The organism is Streptomyces sp. ME02-8801-2C (assembly GCF_033793965.1).
Lineage (GTDB): Bacteria > Actinomycetota > Actinomycetes > Streptomycetales > Streptomycetaceae > Streptomyces.
On sequence record NZ_JARAXP010000002.1, the window covers coordinates 908,588 to 921,936 of the forward strand.

At 69.6% G+C, this 13,349-nt stretch carries 14 protein-coding genes; 6 read left to right on the forward strand and 8 right to left on the reverse strand.

Annotated features, from left to right (window positions below; genetic code table 11):
* Nucleotides 1-22 precede the first annotated feature (22 nt).
* The 3 genes from PV396_RS08410 to hypE are packed head-to-tail and all read left to right on the forward strand — an operon-like array spanning nucleotide 23 to nucleotide 2,536.
* Nucleotides 23-328: a HypC/HybG/HupF family hydrogenase formation chaperone gene (locus PV396_RS08410; protein WP_319201982.1), complete on the forward strand. Its 306-nt coding sequence runs from the start codon at nucleotides 23-25 to the stop codon at nucleotides 326-328.
* Nucleotides 325-1,455 (forward strand): hydrogenase formation protein HypD, encoded by a 1,131-nt coding sequence (gene hypD, locus PV396_RS08415; protein ID WP_319201984.1) that lies wholly within the window; start codon nucleotides 325-327, stop codon nucleotides 1,453-1,455. The genes PV396_RS08410 and hypD overlap by 4 nt, the downstream gene beginning before the upstream one ends.
* Nucleotides 1,448-2,536, forward strand: a complete 1,089-nt coding sequence (gene hypE, locus PV396_RS08420) for a hydrogenase expression/formation protein HypE (protein WP_319201986.1) — start codon at nucleotides 1,448-1,450, stop codon at nucleotides 2,534-2,536. The genes hypD and hypE overlap by 8 nt, the downstream gene beginning before the upstream one ends.
* Before the next feature lie 94 nt (nucleotides 2,537-2,630).
* On the opposite strand, the gene PV396_RS08425 is transcribed toward hypE, so the two are convergent.
* Nucleotides 2,631-3,008, reverse strand: a complete 378-nt coding sequence (locus PV396_RS08425; RefSeq protein WP_319201988.1) for a hypothetical protein — start codon at nucleotides 3,006-3,008, stop codon at nucleotides 2,631-2,633.
* A 219-nt stretch (nucleotides 3,009-3,227) separates the two neighbouring features.
* Between PV396_RS08425 and PV396_RS08430 the strand changes: the two genes are divergently transcribed.
* A complete protein-coding gene (locus tag PV396_RS08430; protein WP_319201990.1) occupies nucleotides 3,228-3,746 on the forward strand; it encodes a hypothetical protein in 519 nt (172 codons plus the stop codon).
* Nucleotides 3,747-3,814: 68 nt separating this feature from the next.
* On the opposite strand, the gene egtD is transcribed toward PV396_RS08430, so the two are convergent.
* The 4 genes from egtD to egtA are packed head-to-tail and all read right to left on the reverse strand — an operon-like array spanning nucleotide 3,815 to nucleotide 8,212.
* Nucleotides 3,815-4,795: an L-histidine N(alpha)-methyltransferase gene (gene egtD / locus PV396_RS08435; RefSeq protein ID WP_319201992.1), complete on the reverse strand. Its 981-nt coding sequence runs from the start codon at nucleotides 4,793-4,795 to the stop codon at nucleotides 3,815-3,817.
* Complete coding sequence (gene egtC, locus PV396_RS08440) at nucleotides 4,792-5,577, reverse strand: ergothioneine biosynthesis protein EgtC (protein ID WP_319201994.1); 786 nt, start codon at nucleotides 5,575-5,577, stop codon at nucleotides 4,792-4,794. Before egtC ends, egtD begins: the two co-directional genes overlap by 4 nt.
* Nucleotides 5,577-6,899, reverse strand: a complete 1,323-nt coding sequence (gene egtB, locus PV396_RS08445) for an ergothioneine biosynthesis protein EgtB (RefSeq protein WP_319201996.1) — start codon at nucleotides 6,897-6,899, stop codon at nucleotides 5,577-5,579. Before egtB ends, egtC begins: the two co-directional genes overlap by 1 nt.
* Entirely contained in the window at nucleotides 6,896-8,212 is a 1,317-nt protein-coding gene (gene egtA / locus PV396_RS08450; protein WP_319201998.1) for an ergothioneine biosynthesis glutamate--cysteine ligase EgtA, read from the reverse strand. Before egtA ends, egtB begins: the two co-directional genes overlap by 4 nt.
* 278 nt (nucleotides 8,213-8,490) lie before the next feature.
* Here egtA and PV396_RS08455 point away from each other — a divergent pair, with 278 nt between their 5' ends.
* Nucleotides 8,491-9,300: a TIGR02452 family protein gene (locus PV396_RS08455; RefSeq protein ID WP_319202000.1), complete on the forward strand. Its 810-nt coding sequence runs from the start codon at nucleotides 8,491-8,493 to the stop codon at nucleotides 9,298-9,300.
* Between the two features lie 54 nt (nucleotides 9,301-9,354).
* Here PV396_RS08455 and PV396_RS08460 read toward each other — a convergent pair whose 3' ends face one another.
* The 3 genes from PV396_RS08460 to PV396_RS08470 all read right to left on the reverse strand — a co-directional run bounded on the left by PV396_RS08460 (nucleotide 9,355) and on the right by PV396_RS08470 (nucleotide 11,703).
* Nucleotides 9,355-9,801, reverse strand: coding sequence for a type II toxin-antitoxin system PemK/MazF family toxin (locus tag PV396_RS08460; RefSeq protein WP_319202003.1), 447 nt, complete (start codon nucleotides 9,799-9,801; stop codon nucleotides 9,355-9,357).
* 39 nt (nucleotides 9,802-9,840) lie between these two features.
* Nucleotides 9,841-11,328, reverse strand: coding sequence for a flotillin family protein (locus PV396_RS08465; RefSeq protein WP_319202005.1), 1,488 nt, complete (start codon nucleotides 11,326-11,328; stop codon nucleotides 9,841-9,843).
* 156 nt (nucleotides 11,329-11,484) lie between these two features.
* The gene (locus tag PV396_RS08470) at nucleotides 11,485-11,703 is read right to left on the reverse strand and encodes a hypothetical protein (RefSeq protein WP_319202007.1); all 219 of its coding nucleotides are present in this window, start codon (nucleotides 11,701-11,703) and stop codon (nucleotides 11,485-11,487) included.
* A 253-nt stretch (nucleotides 11,704-11,956) separates the two neighbouring features.
* Between PV396_RS08470 and PV396_RS08475 the strand changes: the two genes are divergently transcribed.
* A complete protein-coding gene (locus PV396_RS08475; RefSeq protein ID WP_319202009.1) occupies nucleotides 11,957-13,345 on the forward strand; it encodes a glycoside hydrolase family 43 protein in 1,389 nt (462 codons plus the stop codon).
* Nucleotides 13,346-13,349: the final 4 nt, after the last annotated feature.

Here is a 13,349-nt window from a genome sequence, read left to right on the forward strand (position 1 = left end):
GATCCACAGCGAGGAGAGGCTCATGTGCCTGGCGGTACCCGGCAGAGTGCTGGACATCGAGGAACGGGACGGCACCCGGATGGCCACCGTCGACTTCGGCGGAGTGGTCAAGGAGGTGTGCCTGGAATACCTGCCCGACCTGCGGGTGGGGGAGTACGCCATCGTCCACGTCGGGTTCGCCCTGCAACGGCTGGACGAGGAGTCGGCACGGCAGACGCTTGAGCTCTTCGCCGAACTCGGCCTGTTGCAGGAGGAGTTCGGTGACCCCTGGGAGACGGCGGCGGCAGAGGCGGGCATGGACCCGGTGGAAGAGGTGCGCAACCAGTGAAGTACATCGACGAGTTCCAGGACCCGGAGCTGGCGCGTCGGCTCCTCGACGACATCCACGCCACGGTGACCAGGCCGTGGGCCCTGATGGAGGTGTGCGGAGGGCAGACGCACAGCATCATCCGGCACGGTATCGACCAACTCCTGCCGGAGGAGGTCGAGTTGATCCACGGGCCGGGTTGTCCCGTGTGTGTGACCCCGTTGGAGGTCATCGACAAGGCTCTGGAGATCGCCTCCCGACCCGAGGTGATCTTCTGCTCCTTCGGTGACATGCTGCGCGTGCCGGGCACGGGACGGGACCTGTTCCAGGTCCGTGCGGAAGGCGGTGACGTCCGCGTCGTCTACTCGCCGCTCGACGCGCTGCGGATCGCGCGCCAGAACCCGGACCGCGAGGTGGTGTTCTTCGGCATCGGCTTCGAGACGACGGCACCCCCCAACGCCATGACGGTTCATCAGGCCCGGAAGTTGGGCATCCGGAACTTCAGCATGCTGGTGTCCCATGTCCGGGTACCCCCGGCCATCGAGGCGATCATGTCGTCGCCGAGCTGCCGGGTGCAGGGCTTCCTCGCGGCCGGGCACGTCTGCAGCGTGATGGGCGTGGGGGAGTACCCGGAACTGGCGGAACGCTTCCGTGTCCCGATCGTCGTGACCGGCTTCGAGCCGCTGGACATCCTCGAAGGCGTGCGCAGGGCCGTCCGCCGGCTGGAACGCGGTGAGTACGCCGTCGACAACGCCTACGCCCGTGCCGTACGCCCGGAGGGCAACGCGGCTGCCCGGGCCATGCTGGAGGACGTCTTCGAGGTCACCGACCGCGCCTGGCGCGGCATCGGGGTGATCCCCGACAGCGGCTGGAGGCTGTCCCCGAAGTACCGCGACCACGATGCCGAGCACCGCTTCCCGGTCGGCGGGATCCGGACGGCCGAACCCGCGGAATGCCGCGCCGGAGAGGTCCTGCAGGGCCTGCTCAAGCCGCACGAGTGCGAGGCCTTCGGCACCCGGTGCACCCCCCGCACTCCGCTGGGCGCCACCATGGTCTCCAGCGAGGGCGCCTGCGCGGCGTACTACCTCTACCGGCGTCTGGACATCCCCACCACCACGACGGCCCGGGAGGCGACCCCCGTTGTCTGACACCACCGACCTCACTGATCTTCCCGTACCCGCCCTGGACCTCGAAGGGTGGACGTGCCCGGCACCGGTACGCGACCTGCCTCGCGTCGTCATGGGCCACGGTGGTGGTGGCGTCCTCTCCGCCGAACTGGTGCAGCAGGTCTTCGCGCCCGCGTTCGGGGGCGAGGTGCTCGCCCAGATGGGTGATGCCGCCGTTGTCCGCCTCGGCGGAGCACGGCTCGCGTTCTCCACCGACTCCTACGTGGTGCGTCCGTTGTTCTTTCCCGGCGGCAGCATCGGTGATCTGGCGGTCAACGGGACTGTCAACGACCTCGCCATGAGCGGCGCCCGCGCCGCCTACCTCTCCTGCGGATTCATCCTCGAGGAGGGCGTCGAGCTGGACCTGGTCACACGGGTGTCCGAGGCGCTGGGGGCGGCCGCGCGCAGCGCCGGTGTGGAGGTGGCCACCGGCGACACCAAGGTGGTGGAGGCCGGCCACGGCGACGGGATCTACATCAACACCGCGGGCATCGGGCTCGTCCCCGCGGGCGTCGATCTGCGTCCTCAGCGGGTCGTCCCCGGGGACGTCGTGATCGTCAGCGGCGCGATCGGTGTCCACGGGGTGGCGGTCATGAGCGTGCGCGAGGGCCTGGAATTCGGAGTGGAGATCAAGAGCGACTGTGCGGCGCTCGGCGGGCTGGTCGAGGCCATGCTCGCCGTCACCCCGGATCTGCACGTACTGCGCGATCCGACCCGGGGCGGCCTGGCGGCCACACTCAACGAGATCGCGCAGGCCTCCGGCACAGGGGTGGTCATCCGGGAACGCGACGTGCCGGTTCCGCCGGCCGTGGCCAATGCCTGCGCCATTCTCGGCCTGGATCCCATGTACATCGCCAACGAGGGCAAACTGGTGGCCTTCGTCCCCCGCGAGCACGCCGACACCGTCCTGGAAGCGATGCGAGCCCACCCTCTGGGGGCGGACTCCGTGATCATCGGTGAGGCCGTCGAGGCGCATCCCGGCATGGTCGTGTCCCGGACCGGCCTGGGGGGAACGCGGGTGGTCGATCTGCCGATCGGTGAGCAACTGCCGCGAATCTGCTGATACGGGCCTCGCGTCAGGGGCTGTCCGGCGGAGCAGGGCGGAGGAGAACCGCGGTGCCTCTCTGCCGGACAGGCCCTGATCGGCCCTGGCCGGGTCAGCGACCGGGCGGCGGGTCCTGTGGGTCGACGCCGGTTTTGGCAGAAGCGTCCCTGGTGCCGCTCGGGCGCTGGGAGCGGCCCTTGCGGCCGGTGTCGTGTCTGCCCTTCTCGTCCGCGTCGCCGTACTCCTCGCCCCTCGCACCGACGCTCTTGGCCGTGTCGCCGGGAACGGACTTCTTCTCCTCCGGGGACTTGGTCCGGCCCCGGCCTCTTTCGTCGGCGTGCTCAGCCGGATGGAAGGAGCGGTGAGCGCTCGGGTTGTCCTGCTGACGTGTCTCATCGGCATCCGGCGACCAGCCGTGCTGCCCGGTGCCCTGGTGACGGCTGGGGCCCTTCCCGTGCGGTGGCTCGGACGGACGTGGTTTCTTCGGCATGGTTCGATCTGCCTTTTCATGGTCACTGGGGGAGCCGGTCACGCGCACCCATGATGGGGAAATCATTCCGCCTTACGGTATTTTGCGCATCTTCAGGCAGTCGATGCTTCAGGTTCCCTCCGACCGCGGAACGCTGACCGGAGGGTTTACCGAGAGGCGTACGGTGTACATAGTGAGTCCTGCGTGCGCCCTGGCAGGCGCATGCGGAGGGGGGAAGCCGTGGTGCGCTACGTTCATCATCAATTGGCGGCTGCCGTTGAGATGGTGATCGCCATGGCAGTCACCATGCCTGTGATCTTCGGCGTGCGCGGGCTGCCGCATGCCGGAGGCGGGAGCGTGATTCTCCTTCTCGGCTTTTTAGGGGCGTTCTTCGGCCTGCTGGCGGTGTCGGTCCGGTCGCACTGGCTGGGCGGCGAGAAACGCGAATTCGAGAACGCGGCTGCCTTGGCCGACCCCGAGACGATACTCCCCGCCCCGCGTGAGTCCATACGCGGCAGCTTCGACGGATCCTTCATTGTCTTCACCGCGATGTTTTCCCTGGTTTTCGGCCTGCTCTGGGGACCCTGGGTCAACATTTGGGTGGTCGTATCGATACCGGAGCGGATCGTCAAGGGCGTGTACGCGTCCTTCTGGGAGCGACGCCACGGCGTACTCCTGTGGCGCGGCAGGATCGCGGAACAACCTCTGGGAAAGGGCCAGTTCCTGTACTCCTCGCCGCGAAACCCGTCGCCCGGATGAGTTCGCTGCCCTGCCGGCCGTCGGCAGAGCAGCGAAACGGATTCATCGGAGATCGCGCACCGGTGTGTTCAGTGAGCGGTGGCGAGGATGAGTGCGAAGCCGGCGTTCTTGTCGGCCCAGATCTGATGGGTACGGAGGCCCGCGGCAGTCATTTCTTCCTGGAGCCCGGCGAGAGTGAATTTCGCACTCCGCTCGGTGATCCATTCTTCTCCGCGCGCGAAGTTGACCGCCAGGTCTAGGTCGCGGACCTTGACAAGCTGCTCGACTCGGCTGCGTAGCCTCATTTCTATGTGACTTTCCGTGCCGTTCCACACCGATACGTGATCGAAGGCGTCCGGGTCGAAGTCGGCGTTCAGTTCGCGGTTCAGGACGTGCAGCAGGTTCTTGTCGAACTCGGCTGTGACGCCTTGCGCGTCATCGTAGGCGGCAGTCATTTCCTCCTCGGTCTTGACCAGGTCGGCGCCGAGAAGAAGGAAGTCCTGGGGACGCAGGGTGTCTCGGAGCCCGCGGAGGAACGGGCCACGGGCGGGACGTCGGAAATTCCCCAGCGTGCTGCCGAGGAAGGCGATGAGTCGAGAGCCGTCATCGGGCAGTGTCGGCAGGACGAAGGGAGCCGTGAAGTCGGCCCGGAGGGCGTGCAGGCGGATTCCCGGGTAGTCCTGGACGAGGTGGGCGCCGGCCTGATGGAGGGCGTCGGCACTGACGTCGACCGGGATGTAGTGAAGGCCGCTGGGATCCAGTGCCTCGATGATCAGCTTGGTCTTCGTCGAGCTCCCGGACCCGAGCTCGACCAGGCTGCGGGCTCCGGTCCGCACGGCGATGTCCTGGGCGTGGAGCTGGAGCAACCCCAGTTCCGCCCGCCACAGGGGGTATTCCGGGAGCTGGGTGATCTCCTCGAAGAGTTCGCTGCCCCGGGCGTCGTAGAACCAGGTGGGTGCCGTGGACTTGGGGGTGCTGGTCAGCCCGCCGCTGATGTCGGCGCGCAGTACCTTGGCGTAGTGCTCGGCGTCAAGGGTGTCGGTGTATCCGTAGGAGCGGGGGCCGGTCATGACTGCCTCATTTCAAGGGATGCCAGGTCGCCGCTCAAATCCTGGAGCGGGCTGAGCCGGACCTCGGTGCGGCTCGCGATGACGAGGGTGCGGTCGGGCACCTCCTGCCAGCGGGGATCGTCGTCGTACGGTTCGGACGCCACCACCGTGCGGGGGCCGGGTCCGGTGAGGTGGAAGAGGGTGTCGCCCCAGGTGGTCGCGGCGATCGTCGTGCCGTCCGTGAGCAGCAGGTTGAGGCGGGAGCCGGGGGCCGCCGCGTCGACCTCGAGGACGGTGCGGGCCAGCGCCCGCCCCACGTCGTCACCGGCGTGCAGCCGGTGCAGCACCAGCGCCCACAGAAACGCCGAGTCGGAGCGCGCCTCCATCGACAGCAACTCCTCACCGGGCAGGGACCGTACGAGGGGCGCGAGGGACCCCGGCCAGCCGATGACCGCCCCGTTGTGCCCGAACAGCCAGGCACCGGCGGCGAAGGGCGCCGCAGCGGCCTCCGCGTCGGCGCCGGCGAGTGTCGCGTCCCGCACGGCGGCGAGCAGCGCGGTGGTCCGTACGACCCGGGCGAGGTCGGCGAAGGACTGGTCCGCCCAGATGGGCCCCGCCCGCCGGTAGCGGGCCGGTACGGGATCGCCCTCCGCGTACCAACCGACCCCGAAACCATCGGCGTTGACGTTCCCGTACCGCTGATGCCGGGGTGCCCACGACTGCCGGTACAGCCCGTGCGGCGGCTCCACCACCACACTGCCCATCGCCTCCGGGGGCCCCAGGAAGGCCAGTTGACGGCACATCAGCCGGCCTCCGGGGTACGGGCGGTGCGGAACCCGGAGAAGATCTGCCGCCGGATCGGATAGTCCCAGTTGCGGAAGGTGCCCCGGCAGGCCACCGCGTCCACGGCGAACGAACCACCGCGCAGCACCTTGTACTCGGGTCCGAAGAACACCTCGGAGTACTCCTTGTACGGGAACATGCTGAACCCCGGGTACGGCAGGAAGTCGCTCGACGTCCACTCCCACACGTCACCGATCAACTGCCGTACGCCGAGCGGCGATTCCCCGGCCGGATAGCTTCCGGCGGGCGCCGGACGCAGATGCCGCTGACCGAGGTTGGCGTGCTGGGGGGCGGGGTCGGCGTCGCCCCACGGGTAGCGCCTCGAGCGGTCGGTCGCCGGGTCGTGCCGGGCGGCCTTCTCCCACTCCGCCTCGGTGGGCAGTCGGCGCCCGGCCCAGCGGGCGTACGCGTCCGCCTCGTACCAGCAGACGTGTACGACGGGCTCGTCGGGCGGCACCACCTCGGTGACCCCGAAGCGGCGTCGCAGCCACTGGCCGCCGTCCCGGAACCAGAACAGCGGGGAGAACAAGGAGTGTTGGCGGACATGCGCCCAGCCGTCCGTTGTCCACCAGCGCGGGTCGTCGTAGCCGCCGTCCGCGATGAACGCCTGGTAGGCGGCGTTCGTCACCGGTGTGGTGTCGATGAAGAAGGGCGCCACCTCGCGCCGGTGCGCGGGCCGTTCGTTGTCCAGGGACCACGGCTCGGTGGAGGTGCCCATGGTGAACGGGCCGCCGGGGACCAGGACTTCGGCCGGACCGGTGAACGGGGGAGCGGGCTCGGGGTCGGGCGCGTGCAGGACCGCCGGTCCCTTGCGCAGCTGATGGGTGATCAGCATCGTCTCGTCGTGCTGCTGTTCGTGCTGGGCGATCATCCCGAAGGCGAACCCCGCCTCGGTCAGCGGCGTACCTGTACCGTCGAACGAGGCGCTCTCCAGCACGTCCAGGGCCCGGCCGCGTACCTCCGCCGCGTACTTACGGGCCTCGTCGGGCGGCAGCAGCGGCAGCGAGGGCCGTTCGGCGCGCGAATGCTCGAAGGCGTCGTACAGGCCGTCGATCTCGGGCCGCATCGCCTCCCGCCCGGCGACGGCCCGCAGCAGCCACATCTCCTCCTGGTTGCCGATATGGGCCAGGTCCCACACCAGCGGGGACATCAACGGCGAGTGCTGCGCGGTGAGTTCGGGATCCTCGACGGAGGTGAGGAGCGCGGTCCGCTCCCGCGCGGTGGTGAGCGCGGCGAGCGCGCGCTCCCGGAGCGTCTCCGGATCCAGGGCGGGCTCGGTCATGTGCTGAGGTCCTTCCCGTACGAGGTCGCGTGCGCGCGCCGGTCCGTGTCGCGCAACTGGTCGAGCAGGTCGTCGGCGGGGCAACGGCCTTGGCCGACATAGCGGTCGAGGTAGGCGGAGACCGCGTCGACGACCTCCCGGCTCGCGCCGAGCCGGGGCAGGGCCTCCAGGGCGGCCGAGAAACAGACGTGGGCCACCTCCCGCAGTTCCGGGTCGGCCAGCGCGTGACGCGCCGCGTCGGTCCACAGCGGATTGTTCGGGGCGGGCAGCGACAGGGCCCGCTCGGCGAGCGGTTTGACCGCCCGGTAGGCCCGCTCGGCGGCCTCGGGGTCGTCGAAGAGGGCCGCCGTGACGGCGAGCGGGACGATCCAGCCGTCGTCGCCCGGCTGGGCGTCGATCATGCGCAGTTCGAGATGGCCGCGCGGGCGGACCGGCGGGAACAGGGTGGTCAGGTGGTAGTCGAGATCCTCGCGCGTCGGCGGCCGGGGCACTCCGCTGCGGATCCACTCCCGGAACGTCAGCCCGTCCTCCGGCACGTCCCACGGCCCGCTCTCCCGGCGTACGCACATCACCGGGGCGTCGAGCGCATGCCGGGCCCACGCGTGGCGCGGCTCGGCGTCCAGCGGCGGGGCGCCCGCTCTGCCGGCGCCGATGTCCATCCACAGCGACTGCCGGTGGGAACGCCAGCCGGTGGGGCCGCGCTCGGTGAGCGGGGAGTTGGCGAAGGCGGCGACGAGGACCGGGCCGAGCTGGTTCGCCAGCCACCAGCGCCGTACGTGCCCGAGGGGGCCCGGCTCCTCGTGACCGGCGTCGAGACACACCTGCACGGAGGCCGAGGTGCACATCATGGCGCGGCCGGCCGGGCCCGTGAGGTCGAGGCACCGCTCCAGGGCGTCGTAACGGGGCTCGTGCAGGAAGCGGCGGGGCGGGTGCCAGGGGTCCTGGCCGACGCCGACGAGACCGAGACCGTCCTCGCGCAGTACCGCGCGGACGGCGTCCAGGTCGGCGGAGACGGACCTGACGCACTCCATCAGGGAGTCGGCGGGAGCGGAGCTGAGCTCCAGCTGACCGCCCGGTTCGACGGTGAGCGCCGAGCTGAGAGGCAGGGTCCGCAGTGCGGCGTAGGCCGCTTCGAGTCGTTCGGGTGACACGGGGAGCCGCGGCTGCCGCAGCTCGTGGACGAACCATTCCACCTCGACACCGAGGGTGCGGGGCGGTCCCGTCTTGAAGCAGATTCCCCGGACCAGGGCCTCGACCTCGGCCTCGGACAGGGCGGTGCGTGGTGTCGTACAGTCACTCACCGAATCGGACATGTCGGTTTCCTCCTGAGATTCCAGCATGCCGCCGGGCCGGCATCTGGTGGGCCGGACAGGCATCACTCGTCCCACCCAAACCCCTCGCGCCGAATCGCACAAGGGTGCACATGAGCGCTTTCAGGACAATGGATCTCCGTTTCCATGGTGTTTTCGGACCGTTCGCCCGCCCGGGAAACTCTGTTGCACGGCAGGTCCAGCATCGCCCACGATGCCTGCATGAGCACGACGGGGGAGCGAGGACCGGGCACGGTCATGGCGCACACGGGGGTGGCGCCATGAGCGCTCGCCTGCGCGACCTCGCGCGTGGAACGGAGGAGATCGTCGCGGCCGGTTCCTATCGCGCGTCCGACGGACGCGAGGTGGCACTCGCCGCGGCGATCGAGGCCGCCCGAGCGGGCACGCGCCTCTACGGCCCGGGCCCGCTGGACGTACCCCCGGCGGCTGCACGCCTGGACACCGTCTTCGAGGTCACCGGCGAAAGCAGCCTGGAGGCCGCGCGCCGTCTGCCCGGCCCGGTGGCGGTCCTGAACTTCTCCTCGGCCCGCAACCCGGGCGGCGGCTACCTGAACGGCGCGCAGGCCCAGGAAGAGGCCCTGTGCCGGGCCTCGGCGCTGTACACCTGCCTGACCACGGTGCGCGAGTTCTACGACCACCACCGCGCCCACCGCGACCCGTTCTACACGGACCGCGTCATCCACTCACCCGGGGTGCCGGTCTTCCGCGACGACCGCGGCCGCCTCCTGGACGCCCCGTACACGGTGGGCTTCCTCACCTCGGCGGCCCCGAACGCGGGGGTCGTACGCCGGACTTCCCCCGAACGGGCGCCGGACCTGCCCCAGGCCCTGGCGTCCCGCGCGGAACGGGTCCTGGAAACGGCCACGGCGGAGGGCTATCGCCGCCTGGTGCTGGGCGCCTGGGGCTGCGGCGTCTTCCAGAACGACCCGGCCGTGGTGGCGGGCGCCTTCAGCAACCTGCTGGTGGGCGGCCGTTTCGAGGGCAGATTCGAACGGGTCGTCTTCGCGGTCCTGGACAAGACGAGCGGCACGACAACGAGGACACCTTTCGAGCGTACGTTCGCTACTTAGGGGCGCGGGGAACTGCGCGACAAGCCCCCACGCACCGGCGCTGTGAAGACGACCTCACTCCCACCCGTACCGCTCCCGCAACCGCCGCACAACGGAGTTGAACCGCATCCGGTCCAACGCGCAGGCCTCCCGCCGCATCCCGTCCTCGAAAAGCCGCAGCACCCGATCCACATCCACCCACGAGTCCCGCCCGGTCCGATCCCACGGCCCGCTTCCGATGGCCACCCACTCGCGGTCGCCGTCATGCCGTTTGCTGGACAACTGCACGGCGAGAAACGTCCCCCCGGCCTCGCGCGCGACCACCAGGACGGGCCGGTCCTTCCCCCTGCCGTCGTTCTCCTCGAACGGCACCCAGGTCCACACGATCTCCCCGGGATCGGGATCGCCGTCGTGGGCGGGCGAGTACTCCGTACGCACCCGCCCGACGTCGCGAGGATCGGCCTCGGTGGTGGCGGAGGGGCCGTAGCGGCCCGGGACATCGGCATCGGTGAAGGCAGTCACGAGGCTCACGTTAGAGCCTGCGTGGACCGCCTCACCGCATCACCCCTCGTCCTTCTCCACGGTCACCTTCTGCACTCCGGGCGCGGCCAGTCCGTTCAGGGCCGAAGTCCCGTTCGGCGCCTGCCCGTTCTGGTTCATGGACGCCAGCAGCTGTCGTGCCAGCCCCAGTCCCGTGCCGCCCATGGTGAGCGCCTTGGCGAGCATCTCCGCCATGCCGTCCGCGCCGTTGAGCACCACCATGTTGTCGACGCTGCCGAACGCGGACGCGCCGGCCTTGACGATCTCCGGCCAGTTCTCGGCGAGTTGCTGGGCGACCACCGCCTCCTGGTTCTCCGCGAGCGCGGCGGCCCGCGCCTTGATGGCCTCCGCCTCCGCGAGCCCCTTCGCCCTCGTCGCCTCGGCGGCGGCGAGCCCCTTGGCCTGCGACGCGGCCGCCTCGGCCTCACCGGTGGCCCGGGTGGCCATGGCGGCGGCCGCTCCGCGTGCCTTGGTCGCCTCGGCCTCGGCGGTCGCGGCCGTCTTGACCCGGTTCGCCTCGGCCAGGGCGGCGAGCTCCGTCTCCTTGGCCTTGGCCTGTGCCGCCGAGATACGCGCGTCACGCTCGGCCTCGGCCCGCGCCCGCGTCTCGTAGGCCTGCGCGTCGGCCGGCTTGCGGACGTCCGCCTGGAGCTGCTGCTCCCGGCGCAGGGCGTCGAGTTCGGCGATGCGCGTCTCCTGGACGACGACGTCCTGCCGGGCGGCCGCGTCGGCGAGCGGTCCGGCCTGACGGGCCTTCGCCGCCGCCTTGTCGCGCTCGGCCTGGTAGCCGGCCTGCAGGATCTCGCTGTCCCTGGTGGCCTCCGACATCCGCGCCGCGGCCTTCTGCTCGGCCTCGGTGGCGAGACGGTTGGCCTCGGCCTGCGCGATCCGCGCGTCCCGCTGGACGGCGGCGGCGTGCGGCATGGCGAGGTTCTTGATGTACCCGGTCGGGTCCTCGATCTCGTGGATCTGGAGCGAGTCGACGATCAGCCCGAGCTTCTCCATCTCCGTGCCGCACGCGGCACGGGTCTGTCCGGTGAGCTTCTCGCGGTCGCGGATCATCTCCTCGACGGTCAACCCGCCGACGATGGACCGCAGATGACCGGCGAACACGTTGTGCACCCGCTCCGACATCATCTTCTGCTGGTCGAGGAACCGGCGGCCCGCGTTCGCGATCGACACGAAGTCGTCGCCCACCTTGAAGATGACCACGCCCCGCACCTTGAGCGGAATGCCCTGGGTGGTCACGCAGTCCACGTGCAGCTCGGTCTCGTTCAGGTCGAGCGAGATCTTGCGCACCGCCTGCACCCCGGGCAGCACGAGCGTGCCCCGCCCGGTGACGATACGGAACCCCATGCCTTCCGTAAGACCCTCGGTCCTGTGGTTGGAACCGGAGATGATGAGTGCCTCGTTGGGTTCAGCGACCCGCCACATCATCTTGAACACACCGATGAGTGCGAGGACGGCAACTACCGCGACCCCCGCAACGACGCCGATGAACATCGGCATACGCCCCCTTGGCCTGGTGCCCTTTCGGCACCGAACGACGCAAGGGTGCTCCTGTGCGGGGCCTGGGTACAGCGGCTGCGGAATCCTTGTTGCAAGCTTGACGCACACGTGATCATCCGCAGACGTACGGCCGCCGTGGCCGCGCGCCCGGCGGGCTCAACCGTCGTACGCGTTGGTGACGTACACGGTGCGCGGCGGCAGGTACTCGACGACCATGACCACCGTTCCGCGCTCGATACGGTCCTGTGGTGAAGCGGGGTACGCCAGGAAGTGCTCGGCGCCACCGCGCACGCGGACGATCACCTCGCCGACCAGCCCCGGCCCGATCGTGCCCGTCACCCGCCCCATCAAGCCGACCATCGGCGCGTCGTCCATGGTCACAGCGTACGGGCCGAATGGATATTCCCCATAGGGATTCCACAGCTTCACGACCGCACCGGGAGGGCCGGCGGGGCGGTCTTGTGCGAGATGTCGAATGCGCCGTGACCAGGCGGAAGTTCACAGGTCCGGCGCATGTCCGAACTATTGACGTGCGCACGACTCGGACTTACCGTCTGACCGATTTACCGAACTGCGTTCGCAATGTCGAACGCGGAGAGCCGTCGGTTGGATCACCAAGGAGCCGCACGTGACCAGTCCCCGCCCCACGCCCTCCCGTCGCAGTCTGCTGCGCGCGCTGGCCGCCCTCCCCGCCTCGGGGCTCGTCCTGGGCGAACTGCCCGGACTGCTCGGCACCGCAGCCGCCGCGGCCCCGCCCAGCGGCTCCGCCACGCGCTACACCATCGTGCCGTTCCTCGACAGCAACGACGGAACGGTGAACGTCTACCAGTCCGACGACGCCACCGACTTCCGCCTCGTGAAGTCCTCGGCCTACACCCCGCCCAGCAACCGCATCCGCGACGCGAGCGTCTTCAAGCACACCAACGGCTACTACTACGTCACCTACACCACCCACACCTGGCAGGACGCCAGCACCACCATCGGCTTCGCCCGCAGCTCGGACCGCGTCAACTGGACCTTCCTGTACGACTACACGGTCCCGATCGCCAACCTGTCCCGCGCGTGGGCGCCCGAGTGGTTCGTCGACAGCGACGGCAGCGTGAACATCATCGTGTCCTGCTCGGTCACCAGCGACGAGTGGATCTTCACGCCGTATCTGCTCAAGGCCACCAACTCCGCGCTGACAACGTGGAGTTCACCGGTGGCGCTGTCGGGCATCGGAGCGAACCACATCGACACCTGCATCGTGAAGATCGGTTCCACCTACCACGCCTTCCCGAAGAACGAGACGACGAAGTACATCGAGTACGCCACCGCCACCAGTCTGGCCGGCCCGTACACCATCAAGAAGACCGGCGACTGGGCCGGCTGGGGCAGCTACCGCGAAGGCCCGTCCGTGATCCAGCTCGACAACGGCGGCTGGCGGATCTTCTTCGACGGCTACGGCGACAAGAAGTACTACTACAGCGACAGCTACGACACCTTCGCCACCTGGACCGCCGCGAAGGCGCTGCCCGCGATCTCCGGCACGGCCCGTCACTTCACGGTGGTCAAGGAGACGGTCAGCGGCGGGCCGACCCTGGCGAAGAACGTCACGCGTTCCTTCCAGTCGGTCAACTACCCGACGCGGTACTGGCAGGTGCAGTCCTCGCTGCTCAACCTCCCCGTCGTCAGCAGCTCCAGCACCACCGCGCTCAAGCAGGCGTCCACCTTCACCGTCGTCGCGGGGCTGGCCGACTCGGGCGGCTACTCGTTCCGCGACAGCTCCGGCAACTACCTCCGCCACTGGGACTTCCGGGCCCGCTTCGACGCCAACGACGGCACGTCGACCTTCGCGAAGGACGCCACGTTCATCGCTCGGACGGGCACGGCGTCGGGGTCGGTGCGCTTCGAGTCGTACAACTACCCCGGTTACTTCCTGCGCCACTACAACTACCAGCTGCGCGTGGACGTGACGGACGGCACGGACACCTTCCGCCAGGACAGCTCCTTCGTCCCGGTGACGGCCTGGGCGTAGTGGC

Bases quoted from the DNA above. Each gene is read 5' to 3' on its own strand.
- PV396_RS08410 (WP_319201982.1), top strand. From the start codon at position 23: ATGTGCCTGGCGGTACCCGGCAGAGTGCTGGACATCGAGGAACGGGAC.
- PV396_RS08425 (WP_319201988.1), bottom strand. From the start codon at position 3,008: ATGCCGAAGAAACCACGTCCGTCCGAGCCACCGCACGGGAAGGGCCCC.
- egtD (WP_319201992.1), bottom strand. From the start codon at position 4,795: ATGACCGGCCCCCGCTCCTACGGATACACCGACACCCTTGACGCCGAG.
- egtC (WP_319201994.1), bottom strand. From the start codon at position 5,577: ATGTGCCGTCAACTGGCCTTCCTGGGGCCCCCGGAGGCGATGGGCAGT.
- egtB (WP_319201996.1), bottom strand. From the start codon at position 6,899: ATGACCGAGCCCGCCCTGGATCCGGAGACGCTCCGGGAGCGCGCGCTC.
- egtA (WP_319201998.1), bottom strand. From the start codon at position 8,212: ATGTCCGATTCGGTGAGTGACTGTACGACACCACGCACCGCCCTGTCC.
- PV396_RS08455 (WP_319202000.1), top strand. From the start codon at position 8,491: ATGAGCGCTCGCCTGCGCGACCTCGCGCGTGGAACGGAGGAGATCGTC.
- PV396_RS08465 (WP_319202005.1), bottom strand. From the start codon at position 11,328: ATGCCGATGTTCATCGGCGTCGTTGCGGGGGTCGCGGTAGTTGCCGTC.
- PV396_RS08470 (WP_319202007.1), bottom strand. From the start codon at position 11,703: ATGGACGACGCGCCGATGGTCGGCTTGATGGGGCGGGTGACGGGCACG.